Source organism: Fulvimonas sp. R45 (genome assembly GCF_030504985.1).
Classification (GTDB): Bacteria; Pseudomonadota; Gammaproteobacteria; order Xanthomonadales; family Rhodanobacteraceae; genus Rhodanobacter_A.
In genome coordinates, this window is record NZ_JASERU010000002.1 from 40,331 (window position 1) to 61,186 (window position 20,856).

General features: G+C 71.4%; 19 protein-coding genes. 13 read left to right on the forward strand and 6 right to left on the reverse strand.

The genetic code is table 11. The features are described 5' to 3' along the window. Nucleotides 1-58: 58 nt before the first annotated feature. From rsgA to aceE, 4 genes are all read left to right on the forward strand, one after another. On the forward strand, nucleotides 59-1,114 hold the full coding sequence (gene rsgA / locus QMK61_RS01810) for a ribosome small subunit-dependent GTPase A (protein WP_302070018.1): 1,056 nt from the start codon (nucleotides 59-61) through the stop codon (nucleotides 1,112-1,114). A 166-nt stretch (nucleotides 1,115-1,280) separates the two neighbouring features. After that, nucleotides 1,281-2,552, forward strand: a complete 1,272-nt coding sequence (locus QMK61_RS01815) for a flavohemoglobin expression-modulating QEGLA motif protein (protein ID WP_302070019.1) — start codon at nucleotides 1,281-1,283, stop codon at nucleotides 2,550-2,552. A gap of 101 nt (nucleotides 2,553-2,653) precedes the next feature. Beyond that, nucleotides 2,654-4,933 (forward strand): NADP-dependent malic enzyme, encoded by a 2,280-nt coding sequence (locus QMK61_RS01820; RefSeq protein ID WP_302070021.1) that lies wholly within the window; start codon nucleotides 2,654-2,656, stop codon nucleotides 4,931-4,933. Between the two features lie 305 nt (nucleotides 4,934-5,238). Next, entirely contained in the window at nucleotides 5,239-7,935 is a 2,697-nt protein-coding gene (aceE, locus tag QMK61_RS01825; protein ID WP_302070023.1) for a pyruvate dehydrogenase (acetyl-transferring), homodimeric type, read from the forward strand. 122 nt (nucleotides 7,936-8,057) lie between these two features. Here aceE and QMK61_RS01830 read toward each other — a convergent pair whose 3' ends face one another. The 4 genes from QMK61_RS01830 to QMK61_RS01845 all read right to left on the reverse strand — a co-directional run bounded on the left by QMK61_RS01830 (nucleotide 8,058) and on the right by QMK61_RS01845 (nucleotide 12,322). Next, complete coding sequence (locus QMK61_RS01830; protein WP_302070024.1) at nucleotides 8,058-8,375, reverse strand: hypothetical protein; 318 nt, start codon at nucleotides 8,373-8,375, stop codon at nucleotides 8,058-8,060. A gap of 104 nt (nucleotides 8,376-8,479) precedes the next feature. Then, the gene (locus QMK61_RS01835; RefSeq protein WP_302070026.1) at nucleotides 8,480-9,748 is read right to left on the reverse strand and encodes an MFS transporter; all 1,269 of its coding nucleotides are present in this window, start codon (nucleotides 9,746-9,748) and stop codon (nucleotides 8,480-8,482) included. Nucleotides 9,749-9,857: 109 nt separating this feature from the next. Then, a complete protein-coding gene (locus QMK61_RS01840) occupies nucleotides 9,858-11,660 on the reverse strand; it encodes an FAD-binding oxidoreductase (protein ID WP_302070027.1) in 1,803 nt (600 codons plus the stop codon). Next, entirely contained in the window at nucleotides 11,657-12,322 is a 666-nt protein-coding gene (locus tag QMK61_RS01845) for a hypothetical protein (RefSeq protein ID WP_302070029.1), read from the reverse strand. Before QMK61_RS01845 ends, QMK61_RS01840 begins: the two co-directional genes overlap by 4 nt. Before the next feature lie 1,239 nt (nucleotides 12,323-13,561). On the opposite strand from QMK61_RS01845, the gene QMK61_RS01850 reads away from it, so the two are divergent. The 3 genes from QMK61_RS01850 (at nucleotide 13,562) to QMK61_RS01860 (ending at nucleotide 15,759) form a co-directional block, all read left to right on the forward strand. Continuing rightward, nucleotides 13,562-14,425 (forward strand): LytTR family DNA-binding domain-containing protein, encoded by an 864-nt coding sequence (locus QMK61_RS01850; RefSeq protein ID WP_302070030.1) that lies wholly within the window; start codon nucleotides 13,562-13,564, stop codon nucleotides 14,423-14,425. 62 nt (nucleotides 14,426-14,487) lie between these two features. Further along, nucleotides 14,488-15,237 carry a hypothetical protein gene (locus tag QMK61_RS01855; RefSeq protein ID WP_302070031.1) on the forward strand — a complete coding sequence of 250 codons (750 nt, stop codon included), beginning with the start codon at nucleotides 14,488-14,490 and terminating at the stop codon, nucleotides 15,235-15,237. 69 nt (nucleotides 15,238-15,306) lie between these two features. After that, nucleotides 15,307-15,759 carry a DUF6491 family protein gene (locus QMK61_RS01860; RefSeq protein WP_302070032.1) on the forward strand — a complete coding sequence of 151 codons (453 nt, stop codon included), beginning with the start codon at nucleotides 15,307-15,309 and terminating at the stop codon, nucleotides 15,757-15,759. On the opposite strand, the gene QMK61_RS01865 is transcribed toward QMK61_RS01860, so the two are convergent. Then, entirely contained in the window at nucleotides 15,753-16,565 is an 813-nt protein-coding gene (locus QMK61_RS01865) for a ferritin-like domain-containing protein (RefSeq protein ID WP_302070033.1), read from the reverse strand. The two genes, QMK61_RS01860 and QMK61_RS01865, sit on opposite strands and share 7 nt — an antisense overlap. Nucleotides 16,566-16,678: 113 nt before the next feature. Then, complete coding sequence (locus tag QMK61_RS01870; RefSeq protein WP_302070035.1) at nucleotides 16,679-17,092, reverse strand: universal stress protein; 414 nt, start codon at nucleotides 17,090-17,092, stop codon at nucleotides 16,679-16,681. 220 nt (nucleotides 17,093-17,312) lie between these two features. On the opposite strand from QMK61_RS01870, the gene QMK61_RS01875 reads away from it, so the two are divergent. The 6 genes from QMK61_RS01875 (at nucleotide 17,313) to QMK61_RS01900 (ending at nucleotide 20,793) form a co-directional block, all read left to right on the forward strand. Then, nucleotides 17,313-17,774: a hypothetical protein gene (locus tag QMK61_RS01875; protein WP_302070036.1), complete on the forward strand. Its 462-nt coding sequence runs from the start codon at nucleotides 17,313-17,315 to the stop codon at nucleotides 17,772-17,774. Between the two features lie 135 nt (nucleotides 17,775-17,909). Further along, on the forward strand, nucleotides 17,910-18,461 hold the full coding sequence (locus tag QMK61_RS01880; RefSeq protein ID WP_302070038.1) for a hypothetical protein: 552 nt from the start codon (nucleotides 17,910-17,912) through the stop codon (nucleotides 18,459-18,461). Between the two features lie 102 nt (nucleotides 18,462-18,563). Next, entirely contained in the window at nucleotides 18,564-19,316 is a 753-nt protein-coding gene (locus tag QMK61_RS01885; RefSeq protein WP_302070040.1) for a DUF2884 family protein, read from the forward strand. A gap of 102 nt (nucleotides 19,317-19,418) precedes the next feature. After that, nucleotides 19,419-19,847, forward strand: coding sequence for a hypothetical protein (locus tag QMK61_RS01890; RefSeq protein ID WP_302070041.1), 429 nt, complete (start codon nucleotides 19,419-19,421; stop codon nucleotides 19,845-19,847). 35 nt (nucleotides 19,848-19,882) lie between these two features. Next, entirely contained in the window at nucleotides 19,883-20,437 is a 555-nt protein-coding gene (locus tag QMK61_RS01895) for a DUF924 family protein (RefSeq protein ID WP_302070319.1), read from the forward strand. A 47-nt stretch (nucleotides 20,438-20,484) separates the two neighbouring features. Then, nucleotides 20,485-20,793 (forward strand): DUF2845 domain-containing protein, encoded by a 309-nt coding sequence (locus QMK61_RS01900; RefSeq protein ID WP_302070042.1) that lies wholly within the window; start codon nucleotides 20,485-20,487, stop codon nucleotides 20,791-20,793. Nucleotides 20,794-20,856 lie beyond the last annotated feature (63 nt).

Below are 20,856 nucleotides of genomic sequence, written 5' to 3' on the forward strand. Positions count from 1 at the left end.
ACGCCGGCGCGATTCCGGGCTATCCTCGGGCAACCCTGCCGGAGCCACGAACGCCCCCATGACGGACGCCCAGACCCTCGAGCGCCTGCGCCGCATCGGCTGGCGCGGCGAGCAGCTGCCTGCCGCCGGCCTGCGCGTGGCCCGGGTGGCGGCGCAGCACCGTGCCGGCTACGAGCTCCACGACGGCGAACAGAGCTTCGGCGCGCAGCCGGCCGGGCACTTCCTGAAGCGCGGGCTGGACCCGTCCGAACGTCCGGCCGTGGGCGATTTCGTGGAAGTGGAGACCGGCCATCCGCCGCACATCGTGCGCGTGCTGCCGCGGCGCACGATGCTGTTGCGGGCCGCCGCCGGCGAGCGCTACGAGCGCCAGCTGATTGCCGCCAACATCGACTACGTGCTGGTGCTCACCGGCCTGGACGGCGACTTCAACCCGGCGCGGATCGAGCGCTACCTGTCGCTCACCGAGGATTCCGGGGCGCAGCCGGTGGTGGTGCTGAGCAAGCTGGACGTGCACGCCGACGCCGCCGGCCGCATCGACGCACTGCGCGCGCGCCTGCCTGGGGGCACGCCCGTGCACGCCGTCAACGGCAAGGACCCGGCCAGCGTGGCGGTGTTGGCGCAGTACCTCAAGCCGGGCGACAGCGCGGTGCTGGTCGGTTCTTCCGGCGCCGGCAAGTCCACCCTCACCAACACCTTGCTCGGCGTGGACCGGATGGCCACCGGCGCGGTGCGCAGCCACGACAGCCGCGGCCGCCACACCACCACCCACCGAGCGCTGCTGCCGCTGCCCACCGGCGGCTGCCTGATCGACACGCCCGGCATGCGCGAGCTGAAGCTCACCGGCGAGGAAAACCTCGACCTGTTCGCCGACATCGAGGCGCTGGCCGAGACCTGCCGCTTCGCCGACTGCGGCCATGGCAGCGAGCCGGGCTGCGCGGTGCAGGCCGCGCTGGACAGCGGCGAGCTGGCGCCCGAACGCTGGCGCAACTACCTCAAGCTGCGCGACGAGCGCGAGGAGCAGGCGGCCACGCTGGAGGCGCGCCTGCGCCGGCAACGCGGCGGCCGGCCGATCGACCGGCCGCACACCACGCGCGGCAAGCGCGAGCGGGAGTGAGGTCCTTGCCCTGCGGTTTCCATGCCCGTCATTCCGGCGCAGGCCGGAATCCAGTGCCGACAGTGCACGGTTGTCGCGAAAACCTGCCGCTCCCGCTGCTGGATTCCGGCCTGCGCCGGAATGACGGTTCGGGGCTGAGCCTGGCTCGTGCCGGAAGACTATCGGCATGAGCGTCGCCCCCGCCCTGCAACGCTACGCCGACCTCGACCGCCGCCTGCTGGCCGCGGTGAAGGGCATCCACATCCTGCCCACCGTGGCGTGGCCAGCCTCGCTGGAGAACCGCCTGATCGCGGATTACGCCGAAGGCCGCCACACCTTGCCCCGGGTGGACTACGCCCGCCCCGACCTGGCCGGGGCGCGCGCCGAGCTGGCGGCGATCGAGCGCACGGCGGACGACGGCGACCCGCTGGGCGACTACCTGCGCCGCACCGCCGAGTCCTGGCGCATCGCGGCGGAAATGCTGGAGGCAGTCGGCGGCGCCGGCGTCACCGCGCCGTCGATCGCGCTGTACGGGCGGCCGGGTGATCCGATCCCTGGCAGCGCGCGCAGCAACCTCGACGCCGCGCGCTACTTCGTGGAGCTGTCCGACGAACTGGGCGCCGACCTGCTGGCCGACGACGTCAGCGTGGACATCCCTGCCGCCGGCCTGCGCGACGAGCTGGCGACGACGCTGGACGGCTTCTTCGGCCCCGGCGTCATCGTGGTGGAGGTGGACCCGGAACTGACCGCCAAGGCGGCCGCGGGCGCCACCCGCATCCGGCTGCGCGCCAACACCTGCTTCAGCGAATACGACCGCCACCAGCTGCTGGCGCACGAGGCCTTCGTGCATTCGCTCACCGCGTTGAACGGCCGCGAGCAGCCGCTGCTGGCCTCGCTGGCGCGCACTTCGCCGCGCGTCACCGCCACCCAGGAAGGACTGGCGGTGTTCGCCGAGCTGATGTCCGGCGCGATCGACATCGCGCGCCTGAAGCGCATCAGCCTGCGCATCCTGGCCATCGACATGGCGCTCTCCGGCGCCGACTTCGTGGAGGTGTACCGCTTCTTCCACGAGCGCGGGCAGAGCGTGGCGGACAGCTTCCATTCCGCGCAGCGGGTGTTCCGCGGCGTGCCGACCACCGGCGGCGCGGCGTTCGCCAAGGACAACGTGTACCTGTCCGGCCTGCTCGACGTGCACACCTTCTTCCGCTGGGCGTTCCGCGAGCAGCGCATGGACCTGCTGCGCTACCTGTTCGCCGGCAAGCTGGCGCTGGCCGACGTGCTGAGCCTGGAGCCGCATTTCGCCAGTGGCGCGCTGGCGCCGCCGCGCTGGCTGCCGCCGTGGATGCGCCACGCGCACGGGCTGGCCGGCAAGCTGGCGTTCTCGGTGTTCGTCAACGGCATCCGCATGGGAAGGGTGGGTCCGGACGACCTGCTGCGCGAGCCGCCGGCCACCGCATAGCGACACGCGCGGCGCCCGGGCGGGGCGGGCCCGGTGCTACCATGGCGCGGCGCCGCCGAGGCGGCGGCTTCCCTCCTCACCGCATCGATCCGACACCCCAGATGGCCCACTCCGAAGACCTGCGCCACGCCGCGCTCGAATACCACCGTCATCCGCGCCCGGGCAAGATCAAGGTCACGCCCACCACCGCGCTGCTGACCCAGCGCGACCTGTCGCTGGCCTATTCGCCGGGCGTGGCCTATGCCTGCGAGGCGATCGTCGAGGACCCGCAGGCGGCCAGCGAGATGACCGCGCGCAGCAACCTGGTGGCGGTGATCACCAACGGCACCGCGGTGCTGGGCCTGGGCGACATCGGCCCGCTCGCCGGCAAGCCGGTGATGGAAGGCAAGGGCGTGCTGTTCCAGAAGTTCGCCGGCATCGACGTGTTCGACATCGAACTGGCCGAGCGCGACCCGGACAAGCTGGTCGACATCATCGCCGCGATGGAGCCCACCTTCGGCGGCATCAACCTCGAGGACATCAAGGCGCCGGAATGCTTCATCGTCGAGCGCAAGCTGCGCGAGCGGATGAAGATCCCGGTGTTCCACGACGACCAGCACGGCACCGCGATCATCGTGGGTGCCGCCATCGTCAACGCGCTGGAAGTGGTGGGCAAGAAGATCGAGGACGTGCGGATCGCCACCACCGGCGCCGGCGCGGCCGGCATCGCCTGCCTCGACATGCTGGTGGCGCTGGGCGCGAAGCCCGAGCACATCCTCGCCTTCGACCGCGAGGGCGTGATCTACCAGGGCCGCGACCAGCTCGACCCGGACAAGGCGCGCTACGCGCGCGACACCGACAAGCGCACGCTGGCCGAGATCGTGGCCGGTGCCGACGTGTTCCTCGGCCTGTCCGCCGGCGGCATCCTGAAGCCGGAGATGGTGGCCACGATGGCCGACAAGCCGGTGATCCTGGCGCTGGCCAACCCGAACCCGGAAATCCTGCCGGAAGACGCCAAGCAGGTCCGCCCGGACTGCATCATCGCCACCGGCCGCTCGGACTACCCGAACCAGGTCAACAACGCGCTGTGCTTCCCGTACATCTTCCGCGGCGCGCTGGACGTCGGCGCCACCGTCATCAACGAGGCGATGAAGACCGCCTGCGTGCGCGCCATCGCCGAGCTGGCGCGGATGGAGGCCTCGGACCTGGGCAGCGCCTACGGCGGCGACGTGCCCTCGTTCGGCCCCGACTACCTGATCCCGCGCCCGTTCGACCCGCGCCTGCTGGTGATGCTGGCGCCCGCGGTGGCGCAGGCGGCGATGGACTCCGGCGTGGCCGCGCGGCCGATCGCCGACATGGACGCGTACAGGGAGAAGCTCGGCCAGTTCATCTACCGCACCGGCCTCATCATGAAACCGGTGTACGACCGCGCCCGCGCCGACCGCAAGCGCGTGGTCTACGCCGAGGGCGAGGAAGAGACCGTGCTGCGCGCGGTGCAGTCGGTGATCGACTACAAGCTGGCCTTTCCCATCCTGATCGGCCGGCCCGACGTGATCGACATGCGCATCCATCGCCTCGGCCTGCGCATGCGCCAGGGCGTGGACTTCGAGCTGACCAACATCAACGACGACCCGCGCTTCAACGAGTACTGGCAGCAGTACCACGCGATGACCGAGCGCCGCGGCGTCACCCCGGACGCGGCGAAGAGCCTGATGCGCTCGCGGCCCACCCTGATCGCCGCGATGATGGTCAAGCGCGGCGAGGCCGACGCGATGATCTGCGGCCTGGTCGGCCGCTACCACAAGAAGCTGGGCTACGTGCGCAGCGTGTTCGGGCTGGACCCGGGCGTGCAGTGCACCTCGGCGATGACCGGCGTGATCAACGACAAGGGCGCCTGGTTCTTCCTCGACACCCATGTGCAGCTCGACCCCAGCGCCGAGCAGATCGCCGAGGCCACGCTGCAGGCCAGCTACCGGCTCAAGCTGTTCGGCATCGAGCCGAAGGTGGCGCTGCTGTCGCACTCCAACTTCGGCAGCCACGACAACCCCAGCGCCGGCAAGATGCGCAAGGTGTGGGAAATCCTCAAGGTGCGCGCGCCGAAGCTGGACATGGGCGGCGAGATGCAGGCCGACACCGCATGGGACGAGGCGCTGCGCCGGCGCATCTTCCCCAATTCCACCCTCACCGGTCGAGCCAACCTGTTCGTGCTGCCCAACCTGGACGCCGCCAACATCGTCTACAACATGGTGCGGGTGATGACCGACGGCGTGGCGATCGGACCGATCCTGATGGGCGTGGACAAGCCCGCGCACATCCTCACCTCGGCCTCCAGCGTGCGCCGCGTGGTCAACATGACCGCGATCGCCGCGGTGGACGCGCAGATCCGCGCCGCGCGCGCCTAGCGCGCGCAAAACAATGAAGCTGGCCTCGAAGCCGGGTACAGCTTCATCCGGCAGCGTCTGGCAGGCGAACCCGCCTACCACCTTCGCCTCCTCTCCCCTCCGGGGAGAGGGCGTAGCGCTTCGCTACATCGCGGCCATCGGATGAAAACCACACCCCATGCGCCGCCGCATGGACGACCATCGACGGACGTCCAATTGGCAGCCAAGCCCCGCGAGGGCTAGACTTGGCTGTCAGCCCGCTGCATCCCCGGCGGCAGGCTCCCTTCATCAGCATCTGCGCCGCACGGCGCCGCGGAGAATCTCCCATGGATCAGCTCGACGACATCCTCAACCAGGACCTCGATCCCACCGAAACCAGGGAGTGGATCGAATCGCTCGACGCAGTGATCCGCCACGACGGCACCGAGCGCGCCCACTTCCTGCTGGAACGCATGGTGGACACCACCCGCCGTTCCGGTGGCTACCTGCCGTTCGACCCCACCACCGAGTACGTCAACACCATCGCGCCGGCGAACGAGGCCAGGAGTCCGGGCGACGCGGCGATGGAATGGCGCATCCGCTCGATCATCCGCTGGAACGCGATGGCGATGGTGGTGCGCGCCAACCGCAAGCCCGGCGAGCTGGGCGGCCACATCGCCAGCTTCGCCTCCAGTGCCACGCTGTACGACGTGGGCTTCAACCACTTCTGGCGCGCGCCCAGCGCCGAGCACCCGGGCGACCTGGTGTTCCATCAGGGCCATTCCAGCCCGGGCATCTACGCGCGTTCCTTCCTCGAGGGCCGCATCGGCGAGGAGCAGCTCGACCTGTTCCGCATGGAAGTGGCCGGCAAGGGCCGCGGCCTGTCGTCCTACCCGCACCCGTGGCTGATGCCGGACTACTGGCAGGTGCCCACCGTGTCGATGGGCTTAGGTCCCATCCAGGCGATCTACCAGGCGCAGTTCTGGAAGTACCTGGAACACCGCGGCCTGATGCCCAAGACCGACCGCAAGATCTGGTGCTTCATGGGCGACGGCGAGACCGACGAGCCGGAGTCGCTGGGCGCCATCGCGCTGGCCGGCCGCGAGAAGCTGGACAACCTGATCTTCGTGATCAACTGCAACCTGCAGCGCCTGGACGGCCCGGTGCGCGGCAACGGCAAGATCATCCAGGAACTGGAAGGCGTGTTCCGCGGCGCCGGCTGGAACGCGATCAAGGTGGTCTGGGGCAGCTACTGGGATCCGCTCCTGGCGCGCGACACCGACGGCACGTTGCGCAAGCTGATGATGGAGACCGTGGACGGCGAGTACCAGGCCTGCAAGGCCTTCGGCGGCGCCTACACGCGCGAGCACTTCTTCGGCAAGTACCCGCAGACCCGCGCGATGGTGGCCAACCTCAGCGACGACGACGTGTGGCGCCTCAACCGCGGCGGCCACGACCCGCACAAGGTGTACGCCGCCTACCACGCCGCCGTGCACACCGAGGGCATGCCCACGGTGATCCTGGCCAAGACCGTGAAGGGCTACGGCATGGGCCTGGGCTCGGGCGAGTCGCAGAACCCCACCCACCAGCAGAAGAAGCTGGACGACGAGGCCGTGCGCGCGTTCCGCGACCGCTTCAACATCCCGCTCAGCGACGAGCAGATCAAGGACGTGCCGTACTACCACCCCGGCAAGGACTCGGAGGAAGTGCAGTACATGCTGGAGCGCCGCCGCGCGCTGGGCGGCTTCCTGCCGCAGCGCCGGCGCAAGGCGGACGAGAGCTTCAAGGCGCCCGACCTCAAGGCCTTCGAGCAGATCACCAAGGGCACCGGCGACCGCGAGATCAGCACCACCATGGCGCTGGTGCGCGGCATGAACCTGCTGCTGCGCGACAAGCAGATCGGCCCGCGCGTGGTGCCCATCGTGGCCGACGAGGCGCGCACCTTCGGCATGGAGGGCATGTTCCGCCAGATCGGCATCTACGCGCCGTTCGGGCAGAAGTACAAGCCGCAGGACGCCGACCAGCTGCTGTACTACCGCGAGGACCAGAAGGGCCAGGTGCTGCAGGAAGGCATCTCCGAGGCCGGCGGCATGGGCGCATGGATGGCCGCGGCCACCAGCTACAGCGTCAGCAACCAGCCGATGCTGCCGTTCTTCATCTACTACTCGATGTTCGGCTTCCAGCGCATCGGCGACCTGGCCTGGGCCGCCGGCGACTCGCGCGCGCGGGGCTTCCTGGTCGGCGGCACCTCCGGCCGCACCACGCTCAACGGCGAGGGCCTGCAGCACGAGGACGGCCATTCGCACCTGCTGGCCGGCGCCATCCCGAACGTGAAATCGTACGACCCCACCTTCTCCTACGAGGTGGCGGTGATCCTGCAGGACGGCGTGCGCTCGATGATGCAGGACCAGGAGGACCACTACTACTACATCACCGTGATGAACGAGAACTACGCGCACCCGGACATGCCGGAAGGCTGCGCGGAGGGCATCATCAAGGGCATGTACCTGTTCAGGGACGCCGGCAAGCCGAAGAAGGGCGAGCCGCGCGTGCAACTGCTGGGCTCGGGCACCATCCTGCGCGAGGTGATCGCCGCCGCCGAGCTGCTGGAGAAGGACTTCGGCGTCAGCGCCGACATCTGGTCGGTGCCCAGCTTCATCGAGCTGCGCCGCGACGGCTTCGACACCGAGCGCTGGAACCGCCTGCACCCCGAGGACAAGCCGCGCGTGCCCTACGTCGCCAGCCTGCTGGACGGCCGCCAGGGCCCGGCCATCGCCGCCACCGACTACGTGCGCGAGTACGCCGACCAGATCCGCGCGTTCCTGCCCGACGGCATGCGCTACACCGTGCTGGGCACCGACGGCTACGGCCGCTCGGACACCCGCGAGCACCTGCGCGACTTCTTCGAGGTGGACCGCTACTGGATCGCCCACGCCGCGCTGGCCGCGCTGGCGAAGGAAGGCAAGGTCAACGCCAAGGACGTGGCCCGCGCGATCAAGGAGTACAGGCTCGATCCGGAGAAGCCCAACCCGCTCACCGTCTGAGCGGAGGCGTCGTCCCTGCCGGAAAGGCCGCCGCGAGGCGGCCTTTCCTTTTGCCGCATCGGAGTCCCGGGCGGCGCCGTGGCGGGCCCTGACGTGCCGCGGCGGCGTTCACGCGGCGGCGTTCAGTCCTCGTCGCTGTCGCGGAAGACCCGGCGCAACAGCAGGAAGGCGCCGACCGTGCCGGCGACGATCGCGGCGGTGGCGACCGGGTGGCGGTTCACGTGGCGCTTCAGGCGACGGTACTGGTAGCTCGCCTCGTCGCCGAAGTCCTCCGCCGCGCGCGACAGCCGGCGTCCGTAGCCGCGGCCGTTGAGGCGCGTCGCCGCCTGCCTGCCGCGCGCGATCCAGCCCTGGGCGGTATCGCCGGCGTCGTCGGCGTAGCGGCGCACGCGCTCGCCCAGGTCCTCGACATGGCGTCCGAGCTCGCGTTGCCTGCTCATCGTCGTTCTCCTCCGGTGGGGCGGACCACGTTGCCAGCGGCGTCGTGAGCCGGGCGTAAACAGGGCCGGGCACGGGCCGGGCGCGGTTCAGCCGGCCCTCGTGCCTACAGCGCCTCGGCCACCGGTTCCGCGCCGGCCGGCTCCACGTGCAGCTTCTGGCGCCGGCGCAGGGTGGGGAACATCGCCATCCACAGCCCCACCACGACCAGGGTGCCGAGGCCGCCCAGCACGGTGGCGTTCACCGCGCCCAGCCAGGCGGCGAGCATGCCCGACTCGAATTCGCCGAGCTGGTTGGAGGTGTTGATGAAGATCGAGTTCACCGCGTTGACCCGGCCGCGCATCGCATCGGGCGTGTCCAGCTGCACCAGCGAGCCCCTGATCACCATGCTCACCATGTCGAACGCACCCAGCATGAACAGCGCCGCCAGCGACAGCCACAGCGCGGTGGACAGCGCGAACACCAGCGTGCCCACGCCGAAGCCGGCCACCGAGGCGAACATGATCATGCCCACGCGCCGCTGCAGGTCGTGCCGGGCCAGCCACAGCGACATCAGCAGCGCGCCCACCGCCGGCGCGGCGCGCAGCAGGCCCAGGCCCCACGGCCCGGTGTGCAGGACGTCGCGCGCGAAGATCGGCAGCAGCGCGGTGGCGCCGCCCAGCAGCACCGCGAACAGGTCCAGCGAAATCACGCCCAGCACGTCCTTGCGCGCGCGGATGAAATGCACGCCGGCGAACAGCGTCTCCAGCGTGGCCGGCTCGCGCTTGGGCGGCGCCTGCTCGTAGCGCAGCCGCGCCATCATCGTGGCGGCCACCAGGTACAGCGCCGCGGCGGCGAGGTACACCACGCCCGGCCCCGCCACGTAGAGCAGGCCGCCGATGGCGGGGCCCAGGATCATCGCCATCTGGAACGCCGAGCCGCTCACCGCCACCGCGCGCGGCAGGATCGCCGGCGGCACCAGCGCCGGCAGCAGCGACTGCATCGACGGCGCCTCGAACGCCTTTGCCACGCCGATCGCGAACACCAGCAGCAGGATGCCGATCTCGTGGATGCGCCCCAGCAGGGTCAGCGCGGCCAGCAGCGCGATCGCGATCCATTCCACCACCTGTCCGGTCAGCACCACGCGGCGCCGCTCGTACTGGTCGGCCACGTGCCCTGCCGGCAGCGCCAGCAGCACCGAGGGGATGAACTGCACCAGGCCGATCAGGCCCAGGTCGAAGGCGCGGCCGGTGATCGCGTAGATCTGCCAGCCCACCGCCACCGACAGCATCTGGAAGCCGAAGCCGGAGCAGACGCGCGAGAACCAGAACGCCACGAAGGCGCGGTGTTGCAGCAGCGATGATTCCGGCGCCGTGGCGCGGGGTGAGGGCGGCATGGGGGAAATCCTGGGCGGGCGGCGCATTATCGCCTGCCGCGGGACGCACGGACAGCACGGGAGCCTGGTGGACCCAGGACGCGCCGCCCGTCCGGACGCGCGCCTCCGGTCATGCCGTGCGCGTGAAGCCGTCCGCGCCCCATGCCTCGCTGCCGACGCCGTGGTGCACGAAGAACAGGCCGTCCGGGTCGTACTTGCGCTTTGCCGCGGCGAGCCGCGGGTAGTTGCCGCCCCAGAAGCCCTGCTGCCAGTCGCGCAGGAAGTAGTCGCTTTCCGAGACGTAGGAGCCGGCGCCGGGCGCCACGGCGCGGATGGCGTCCATCGCCCGGTCGATGGACGCCGCGTCGTGCCGCGCCCTGGCCAGATCGGGCTTCGCGCCGGGCATGCCGGGGAAGGCGGGTGGGCCGCCGTGGGCGCAGATCAGCAGGGCGAACGCCTCGAGCACCTGCGGATGGGTGGCGGTATCGCGGGCGCGGGCGATCGCGTCGGCCGGCGCGCCGGCCAGGCCCTTGTTGAAATGCAGCGTGACGCCCCAGTGCCGTGCGGCCTCAAACAAGGCATCCGCCAGCGACGCCTGCCGCCCCGGTTGCAGCAGCGCGGCCGGCAGCCAGGCCGACTGGTAGCCGTGGATGAACCAGCCCACCTGGTCGCGGTCGCCGGCCCACAGCATGTGATGGCGAGGCGCGCCCGGCCGGTCGTCCGACACGATCAGCGAAGGCGCGTGCTGGCGGAAGAACTCGGCGTCCCAGAAGTGCCGGGCCGGCATGGCCATGGCCTGGAAGGGCTTGGCGAAGCGGCAATCCCCGCGGGCGTGTACCCAGTCGAGGAAGGGGGCCCAGACCTGTTCGGCCTGCTGCCGGGTCAGGTCCTGGAACAGCATCATGATTTCAAGCGTGCGGCCGTAGAACCTCAGCTGTTCACCCCAGTGCGGGTTGAGTAGCGCGCGCTGGTAGAAGCCCATCGCCTGGGCGATCAGTGCACGGTAGGCGGCGTCTGAGTCGGCCTCGATGGTGCCGGCCACCACGCCGAACTCGGCCGGCAGCTCGAAGGTGCGCAGGGTCAGCCGCGTGACCACGCCGAGGCTGCCGCCACCGCCGCCCTTGAGCCCCCAGAACAGCTCCGGGTTCGTACGGGCGTTGGCGATGCGCACCTGGCCATCGGCGGTGACGACCTCCGCTTCGAGCAGGTTGCACGCCGCCGTGCCCCAGCGCTTCGAGAAGCTGCCGAAGCCGCCGCTCTGCACCAGCCCGGCCACGCCCACCGTGCTGCATCCCCCGCCCTGCACGTAGCGGCCGCCGCGGGTGGTCACGGCGTCGTAGGCGTCGATCCACATCGCGCCGGCCTGCACGCTCACCGCGGGCAGCGGCGCCGCGTGGCCGGCGCAGCCTTGCGGCACGAAGGCGTCGTGCAGGTCGACCCGGTTCATGTGGCGCGTCCACACCAGCAGCGAATCGGGCGCGTCCGAGGTGCCCTGGTAGCTGTGGCCACCGCCCTTCACCACCAGCCGCAGGCGGTGCCGGCGCGCGAAGTCGACGGCGGCGACCACGTCGGCGGTGCCTTCGGCTGCCACGGCGTAGGCGCTGGGCCGGGAGGCCCAGGCGTCGGCCCAGCCGCTGGTCTGGGTCAGCGCGGGGTTGTCGCCCACCGCGAACGGGTTGTCCAGTTGCTTGAGTGCCGGCGAGGCGTCGCCGTGGGCGAACGGCGGTTCCAGCTTCAGCAGCCGGCCGCCGACCTGTTGTTTCAGCCGCTCCCATTCCGCGGCCGCGGGCCAGCCCGGCTGGCCCGGGCGCAGCCGCGAGCGCAGGCTCGTGGCGAGCGTCCCGGCGCCATGCGCCAGGACCGTGCCGCTGCGCATCAGCAGGGGCAGCAGGGGCAGGCTGGCGGCCGCCTTCAGCAGGTCGCGTCGTTTCATGGGATGGCTCCAGGGGTGGTGGAATCGGGTCGTGCGTGCATGCCCTGCATGGCGTTGGCGGGCACGGACGCCCGCGCCCGGTACGGGGAGTCGTTCGCCAGCAGCCTTGCCAGCGCAAGGATGGACGCGCGGCTCCAGTCCTCGGCCGCCGGCAGCACGATGTCGACGTCGAGGCCGTAGCCGTTCGCGGAGCGGCCGTCGCCGTAGGCGTCGGTGAGGCTGGTCGACAGCTCGAACCCCAGGCGCGTGTGCGGCAACACCACGAAGCCGGGCTGGGTGAAGCCGATCAGCCCGTTCGTGTTGCTGCCCGCAATGACGGTGCCGGGCAACTGGGCGAGCGCGAAGGTCGTGTATTCGCAGTCGCTGGCGCAGCCGTTGTCCACCAGCACCAACAGCCGCGGGCGCCGGCCGCGCCAGTGGCGCACGAAGCGGTGCGCCGCGTAGTGCCAGCCGCCGCGGGTGGCGTCGAAGCCGACCGGGCAATGCGTGGACGACGGTGGGGCGTCGATCATCCGCATGGCATGCGCCTCGCTGCCGCGGTAGGCCGCGGTGGTGGGCGCGTGGACGTCCCGCGACAGGAACTGGAACAGGTTGAACCACAGGCCGGGATACAGGCACGAGGATTTCCGTATCTGGTCCAGTTGCGGGTGGATCCGTGCCACGGGGATCCAGCGCGGCGGCGATCGGCGCGGCCCCGCCGCTGTTGCCGCGCAGGTCGACGATCAGCAATCGTTCGTGGCCGGCCGTGGCAGGCAGGCTGCCGGACAGTTTGCGCAACGCCTCGTCGCCCGCCTCGTTGAACGCCGCCAGGCGCAGGTAGCCGATGCCGGGTGCGGGCGTGTCGTAGACGGCCAGTCCCTTGCGGTTTCCGGCGAGGGCCGCGAACGAGGCTTCGAGGGCCTTGCCGGGGCGATCCGGGCCGAGGTAGCCCGTCCACGTCGGTGTCGCCGCAATGCGCGTTCCGCCGCAGACGATGCCGTCCACCTCGCCGCGCGAGGATGGATAGGCGATGTAGCTCGCCGCCCGCAGCGCATGGCCGTCCCAGCGCCAGGCCGCGTGCGGCTGTTGCGCGGGGTCGTCCGGGTTCAGCGGATGGCGCTTGCCGTCGGCGGTGACCAGCGCGCTGCACGCGGCGGTGGGCGCCCGTTGCAGCACGGCGCTGCGCGAGACGATCAGTAGCTGGAACTGTTCCGGGATCCCGGGGCCGGAATGGCTGTCGATCTGGAAATCCTCGTAGGCGTACCACGGGGCGAAGGCGGTACCCGTGGGGATCGGCTGCGTGCCGTGGCCGGCCAGCATCGCGTCCCAGCGCCGGAACCAGTCGTCCCAGTCCCAGCCGCGTTTCGCGGCGCTCTCCCAGCCGCTGTAGTTCTTCTCCATCACGAAGTGCAGGATCGGCAGGTCGGCGCGCAACGCGGCCGCGTTCACCTGCATGTCGGTCCGGTCGGCGAGGTGGGCCATGATCCGGCGGTAGCCGTCGGCCAGCCACGCGGCGGGCACCACCAGCGAGCGCCCCGACCACGGCGGCGACCACGGGTGCGCCAGCATCACGCCACCCCTGGGCAAGGGTGCGCCGAGCCGCTGCCAATAGGCGTTTTCGGCGGCGATGTCGCTGGCCGGCACGGTCAACGCGTCGTTGCCGGCCACGGCCGCGTTTTTCTCCGGGCGCGCGCCAGTCGCCAGGCAAGGCAGGCCGGCGCCGAGGAACGCGCAGACACACAGGGCAACGAGCCGATCCACGATGAGACGCCTCCCGGTCGTCCGGATGCGGCCAGTTTCGGCCACGTGCACGCGATCGTCGCCCCGGAAGTGACCGATGGCAGGGCGGCGGGGACGAATCGCGGACGGCGGGGGCGGGCAGGGCGACGCCGGCGCCGGCGCGTAGAATCCACGCAATGGACATGGCGCTTGCCCCCGACCCTTCCCCGCGCTGGCGGCGGCCGCTCGAGGCCGGCTTCTGGCTGTTGCTCGTCACCCTGAATGCGGTGTTCAACAGCGTGGATGCGCAGCTCGGGCACCCGCAGCTGCCGGCCTGGATACCGTGGACGTGGGAGTTCAGCAGCGCGCTGCTGGTCCTGGCGCTGCTGCCCGCGGTGATCGCCTTCGAGCGGCGCTGGCCGATCCGCCTCGACGACTGGCCGTGGCGCGTGCCGCAGCACCTTGCGGCCAGCGTGGCGTTCAGCCTGGTCCACGTGGGCGGCATGGTGGGCCTGCGCAAGCTGGCGTACGCCATGGCCGGCCGGCACTACGACTTCGGGCCGTGGTGGCTGAACTTCGGCTACGAATACCTGAAGGACGTGCGCAGCTATTTCCTCTTCGTCGCCATCCTGGCGCTGTACCGGCTGTGGCGGTTGCGGCGGCAGGGCGAGGCGAAGCTGCTGGCCGCGCCGGACGACGGCCCGCCGGTGGAGCCGGTGGAGCGGCCGGTGCGCTTCCTGGTGCGCAAGCTGGGCCGGGAGTTCCTGGTCAACGCCAGCGAGATCGAGTGGCTGCAGGCCGCGGGCAACTACGTGAACCTGCACGTGCGCGGGCGCGACTACCCGCTGCGCAGCACGATGGCGGGCATCGAGGCGCGGCTGGACCCGGCGCGCTTCCTGCGCGTGCACCGCGGCTACTTCGTCAACCTCGACCACCTCGCCGAGATCGAGCCGCTGGACACCGGCGAGGCCCGGCTGCTGCTGCGCGACGGCGCCGCCATCCCGTGCAGCCGCCGGTATCGCGCCGCGCTGCGCGAGCGCTTCGGCCAGCCGGCCGTGGCGGAGTGAACTTGCGCCGCGGCGCCGCCCCGTTCCAAGCTAGGGACCTGTCTGCCAGGAGCCTGCCACCGATGACCCAGCCGACCTTCCGCCACGGTTTCCTCGTTGCCGTCGCCTGCGGCGCGCTGGCGCTCGCCGGTTGCTCGCAGCCGGAAGGCGGCGCGCCCACGCAGGACAACGCGCAGGCCCAGGCCCATTCGAAGGACGCGCAGGCGAACCGCCAACTGGCCACCTACCGCGAGCTGCTGAGGATCAAGAACGACCAGATGGCCGCTTCGCTGGGCCAGGACATCGTCGACCGCTACCCCGGCACCGCCGCGGCGAAGGAAGTGCAGCAGACCCTGCCGGATATCCGGAAGCGCTGGAAGGCGGAAAGCGAATCGCGCCGGCTGCAGGGCCTGTGGCTGTACCAGGTGGGCCCGATGGAGGGCGGTACCCAGTCCACCGCCACCATCGACAGCAGCACGCCGGCCGGCAACGACCGCGTGCGGCTGGTGCTGCGCCGGCACTCGGACTGGGGCGACAGCGCGTTCCTGTACGGCGGCGGCCACGGCTTCGTGTGCAAGGGCAACTGTCTGATCCCCGCCAGCTTCGACGGCAAGCCGCGCAAGCTGCGCGCCTACCTGCCCAATGGCGGCGAGCCGGCGATCTTCATCCGCGACGACAAGGCCTTCGTCGAGGCGCTGGAGAAGGCGAAGAAGATTACCCTCGACGTGGTGCTGCAGGACGGCGACAAGCACGAGACGCTGACCTACGAGGTGGGCGGCTTCGACCCGTCGAAGTGGCAGCCGGTGGCGCACAAGGGCGCGAAGAAGAAATAGCCCTCCGCGGTGCACGCCGCGGCCGCCGGCGCGTTGAATGCGCATGCCTCCACCGCACGGGAGATCGTCATGTCACGCCTGCGCCTGTGTACCGGTCTTGCCCTGGCCGGCCTGCTGGCCGCCTGTTCCAGCGTGCCCTACGCGCAGCGCCAGCAACAGCGGCGCGCGGCCTACGAGGCCGCGGCCGGCGCGCCGGTGCGCAGCTTCCGCTTCTTCGCGCCGATCTGGTCGTGGGAGCCGTTGGGCGAGACCGAGCTGGCGGTCTACACCCGGCCGAACCAGGCCTGGCTGCTCGACCTGGGCGGTTGCCAGCAACTGGAATTCGCCAACGCGATCGGCCTTACCTCGAACCTCGGCGAGGTGTCGATCAACTTCGACAAGGTGCTCACCGGGCGCGGCAACGTTCCGTGCACGATCAGCCGCATCCGCCCGGTGGACGTGGCGAAGCTGAAGATCGAGCAGGCGAAGCAGCGCGAGGTCGACAGCGAGCCGCGTGCCGCGCCCGCAACAGGCGCTCAGTAACCCGGCAGCAGCCGGTGGCCATAGCGGACCAGCGGCTTCTCCAGCAGGCTCTGCAGCCGCGGCGGCAGATCCAGTGGCTTGAGCAGCATGCGTGCGGTGGTGCCGGCGGCGAGGTGCGGGCGCAGGCGCGCATGCACGCGCGCGGCGGCCTGGGCGAACGCGGTGTCGTCGCGCCGGTCCGGATGGCATTGCCCGAACACGTGGCGCAGCGCGGCCTCGTGCGCGGGCACGCGGCCGGCGCGGGCCTGCGCCAGCAACGCGCGCAGCAGCGGGCGGCGGCCCAGCCCCTCCTGCTCGCGGCAGATCCGCAACTGCTGGCAGAAGCGGTTGAAGTGACGCACCTCGTCGCGTTTCAGGCAGCCGGCCAGCTGGCGCAGCACCGGCTCGCCGGCGGCTTCGCCCAGCGCGCGGTAGTGGCTGGCGGCGCCGGCGGCGGCCACGCAGCGCGCGGCCAGTGCCAGGCTGCGTTCGAGCGGAGCGGTGGACACGGGCGCCTGGGCGTCCAGCCAGGCGCGGAAGCCGGCCTGCCAGTCGAACTCGGGCCAGACGTGGCGCACGTAGGCGGCCAGCGCGTGGCCGTGCTGCCACTTCTCCGGCTGCCAGCACTGGCGCAGCCAGGCCTGCCATTCGCGGTCGCCGGCGAAGGCTTCGACCAGGTCGTGCATGCGCGGCTGCGCGGCGCTCTCGGCGAAGGAGGCGGCGCACAGCAGCAGGAACAGGTCCTCGTCGTGGCGGATGCGGGCCACCTCGACGCGGGAGAAATCCAGGTTGTCCAGCGTCCAGGGCTGGGCGTCGATGGGATCCACGGGCTTTCCTGTCGGGGCCGGCGCGGCTGTGCGGCCAGGCGGCGGGGAAGCCCCAGCATACGGCCCGCGCCGCGGCGCGGATTAACGCGAACCGACTTGCGTGGCCGCCCCGTTCAGCGCACCACCGTCACCGGCACGTGGGCGCGCGCCAGCACGTCGCCGGAAACCGAGCCCAGCAGCCAGCGCGCCAGCGCGCCGCGCGCGGTGTGGCCGATCACGATGTGGTCGATGTCGTGCTGCTGCACCTGGCTCAGCAGCACGTCGCCGGGGCTGCCGTGGGTAACCTCGATGTCCACCCGCGAGGCGGCGTCCGGCTCGATCGTCTTCAGCTCGTCGAGCAGGTCCTGGGCACGCTGGGTGCCGTTGTCGGTCATCATCAGCGCGCAGGTGTCGCCGCCCTCGGCCACCTGCAGCACCGAGACCACGCGCACGCGGCCGTCGCACGCGCGCGCCAGCGCCATCGCGAAGCGGAACGCCTGTTGCGAGGATTCGGAGCCGTCGTAGCCGACCAGTGAGTGCTTGAGCATGTGTCCTCCGTGCTGGCGCGGTGACGCCGGTTTCACGCGCAGTCTGCGCGCGGCCCCGTTAGTGAAACATCAAGCGCCGCACGCGACCAGCGCCTGCACGCGGCCGTCACGTTGGCGCGCCGGTGCTGAACGGCCACGGTGGCCCTTGTCCGTCCGTTCACTTCGGCCGCCGGAGACTGGAGGCCTTGGCGGCGATTCCGCCCAACGCAAGGAGAACCCGATGAGCAAGCGTACTCTTGGACTGACGGCTGCCCTGCTGCTGTGCGCGGGCGCGATGGCGACGCTGCCGGCGACCCCCGTCCGGGCCGCCGAGGCGGCCAACGTGAAGTGCCACCTGAAGTTCAGCCTGTCCGGCTGGTCGATCCTCTACAAGCATGCGGAAGGCCAGGGCGTGGTCACCTGCGACAACGGCCAGCAGGCGCCGGTGAAGATCTCGGTGGTCGGCGGCGGCCTCACCGCGGGCAAGTTCCGCATCGACCACGGCACCGGCGACATCACCCACGTGCGCGGCATCGACGACGTGTTCGGCGACTATGCCCAGGCCGGCGCCGAGGCCGGCGTGGTGAAGAGCGGCACCGCGCAGGTGCTGACCAAGGGCACCACCTCGCTGGCCCTGGCCGGCCATGGCGAGGGCATCAACCTGGGCGTCTCGGTGGGCAAGTTCACCATCAGCCGCCGCTGATTCCCGCACGGCATCGGCCTGACCGGAGGGCGCCCGGCATGGGCGCCCTCCGCATGTGACGGCGTACACTGGCGGTTTACCCTTTCCAGGAGAACCCCGGATGCGCCTGGCGACACTGAAGAAGGCGGCCACCTGATGCCGCTCACCTCGCGCGGGGACGCCCGTTCCCCTGGCTTCACCGTGTGGCGCATGGCGCTGTGGCTGCTCCTGCTGCTGGCCGCGTTCGGCTGCCTGCAGTACGTGCACCACGCGCAGCAGGTGTGGACGCTGCTGCACGGGCTGGCGCCCGGCGACGCGCGCATCGCGTCCCTGCGCGGGCAACTGGCCTGGGACGCCGCCTACCTGCTGGCCGCGTTCGCGCTGATCGTGCTGTGCGTCGGCGGCATCCTGCAGCAGGCCTGGTCGCTGCGACCGCTGCAGGTGGCGGCGGTGGTGCTGGCGGCATGGTCGGCGTTGAGCGGGCTGTGGCTGTTCCAGCAGTGGCATGCGTTCGTGCGGTCCGCCGGCGACATGGCCGCCGCGCAGGGGCCGCAGGCCACCGTCGCGCTGCAGGTCCTGCTCGACCCCATGCGGCGCAGCTATCACATGGGCCTGGCGCTGAAGGCCGCCGCGGTGCCGCTGCTGCTGTGGCTGGCCTGGCGGCTGGGCCGGCCGCAGGTGCGCGCGCAGTTCCACCGGCGGCGCTGAACGGTGTTACCGCGTACCCGCTGGACGGCTGAAGCGGCATTCAGCCCGGGTTGGCGCGGCGGCGGGTACCCATGGGCGATGCCGTCCACGTGGAATCCACCGATGCACCCGTTCCGCACCCTGCTGCTGTCGTTGCCGTTGCTGGCCGCCTGGCCGCTGCAGGCGCAGGACCTGGCCGCCACCTGCCACGCCACCAGCAGCTACGACCTCACCGTGGAACCGGACAGCCTGCTGTTCGACCGCGCCAACCCGGCGCCGCGGCGGGTGTTGATGCAGGGCGCCGCATTGCGCGTGGATGGCCGGGCGGTGGCGCTGAACGACGAGGCGCAGGACCGGCTGACGCTGTTCGAACGCGACCTGCGCGCGCTGCTGCCGCGGGTGAAGGCGGTGGCCGACCGCGGCGTGGACATGGCGGTGGCGGCGGTCCAGGCCGAGGCCGCCGGGCTGGACCTGGGCGCGGACACCCGCGCCGAGCTGGATCGCCGGCTGGCCGCGCACGCGGCCGAACTGAAGCGGCGCATCGCCGCCAGCCGCAGTACCCACGACTGGCACGGCACCGCCGCCGAGCAATACGCGCAGGGCATCGCCACCGACCTGATGCCGCTGGTCGCCGCCGACCTCGGCCAGCAGGCCCTGGCGGCGGCGATGAGTGGCGACCTGCAGACGGCCGCCGCGCTGCGCGAGCGCGCCAGTGCGCTGGCCACCGACTGGCCCGCGCGGCTGCAGGCGCGGATGCAGGGCCTGCGCCCGCAGGTCCAGGCCTTGTGCCCGGACATCCAGCGGCTCGCCGAACTGCAGCAGGGCCTGCGCGACGGCGCCGGCCGGCCGCTGGAGCTGCTGCAGGCCCGGCCGTGACGGCTTCTTGAACGCCTGTCGAACCGACGCAGCGGATTAATCCTGCGCTAAGTGGCCGGGCGCGAAGATGGCCACCGGTTCCACAGGACAGGAGGCGGCCCCGTGTCGCCCGCTTCGCGACATCTCTGGCGTGCATTGATCCGCCGCAGCCTGCAGCTGCGCGCGGCGTACCTGCGCGCGGCCGTCGCGGTGGACGAACCGGGCCTGCGCAGCGTGCTGGCCGAGAACGCCCAGATGCTCGACCAGCTGATCACCGAATGGCGCGCGCAGTGCCGTGAACCGGCGCCGCGACCGCGCTGGCTCGAGGCCGTGCGGCGCCGCGTCGACGCCTGGCGCTGGCGCGCGATGCCGCGCAGCGACGTGTTGTGGATCCGCCTGCTGGCGCGCGACGAGGCCGCGCTGCTGCATACCTTCGAACTGGCCCTGGCCGCCGCCTCCGGCGACCTGGTGCCGCTGCTGTACCGGCAGCGCTCCCGGCTCGACGCCATCCACCGCGACATGCGCAGCCTGGCGCAGGCGGTCGGGCATTGAGCGACGCGGCGGCCGCCGACCCGCGCGCCGCCGCGGTGCTGGCGTTCTGGTTCGCGCCCGAAAACGCCGCGCACTGGTTCGACGGCGACGTCGCCTTCGACGAGCGCATCCGCACGCTGTTCGCCGCCGATGCGGCGGCCGCGGCGGCGGGCCGTTTCGACAGTTGGGCCGCGCGGCCGGCCGACTGGCTGGCGCTGCTGATCCTGCTCGACCAGTTCCCGCGCAACCTTTACCGCGGCGATGCGCGCGCCTGGGCGCAGGACGCGGGCGCGCAACGCATCGCGTTGTCGGGCATCGCGGAAGGTCACGACGGCCGCCTGCCCGTGCCGTGGCGGGTGTTCGCCTACCTGCCGCTGGAGCATGCCGAGGACATCGCCTTGCAGCGCCGTTCCGTGGCGCTGTTCGAGGCGCTTTGCGCGCAGGCGCCGCCGGAATGGCGCAGCCCATGCGGGAATTTCCTGGACTATGCTCGGCGGCATTGCGAGGTGATCGCGCGCTTTGGCCGCTTTCCGCACCGCAATGCCGTGCTCGGCCGCGCCGGCACGGCGGAGGAACGGGCGTACCTGGCGCAGCCGGGCGCCGGGTTCTGATCGCCGCCCCCGCGGAGCGGGCGGCCTGTCGTGACAAGGAGCATGTCGTGCGCAAGCGTTTCGTGGTGTTCGTGTGGCTGGGGCTGGCCTGGGCGGCCGGTGCGTGGGCGGGCGACAGCCTGCGCGTGGGCAACCAGCTGTTGATGGTGGGCGACAGCGCCACCCACGTGCGGGAGCTGCTGGGCAAGCCGTCGTACCGGAGCGGGCGCGGCAGCCACACGCGGCGACGCCATCGCGCCGGGGGCGTGCACAACGGCGACGGCGGCGAACGCTGGCAATACCGCCGCGATGGCCACGTCATCGTGGTGACCATCGTGGATGGCGTGGTGGCCGACATCGACGAACGCACCCGTTGAGTACCGTGCCGTTGGTCCTGCCCCTGCGGGGTGACTGATGGCAGGGCATGACCGCTGGCCCAT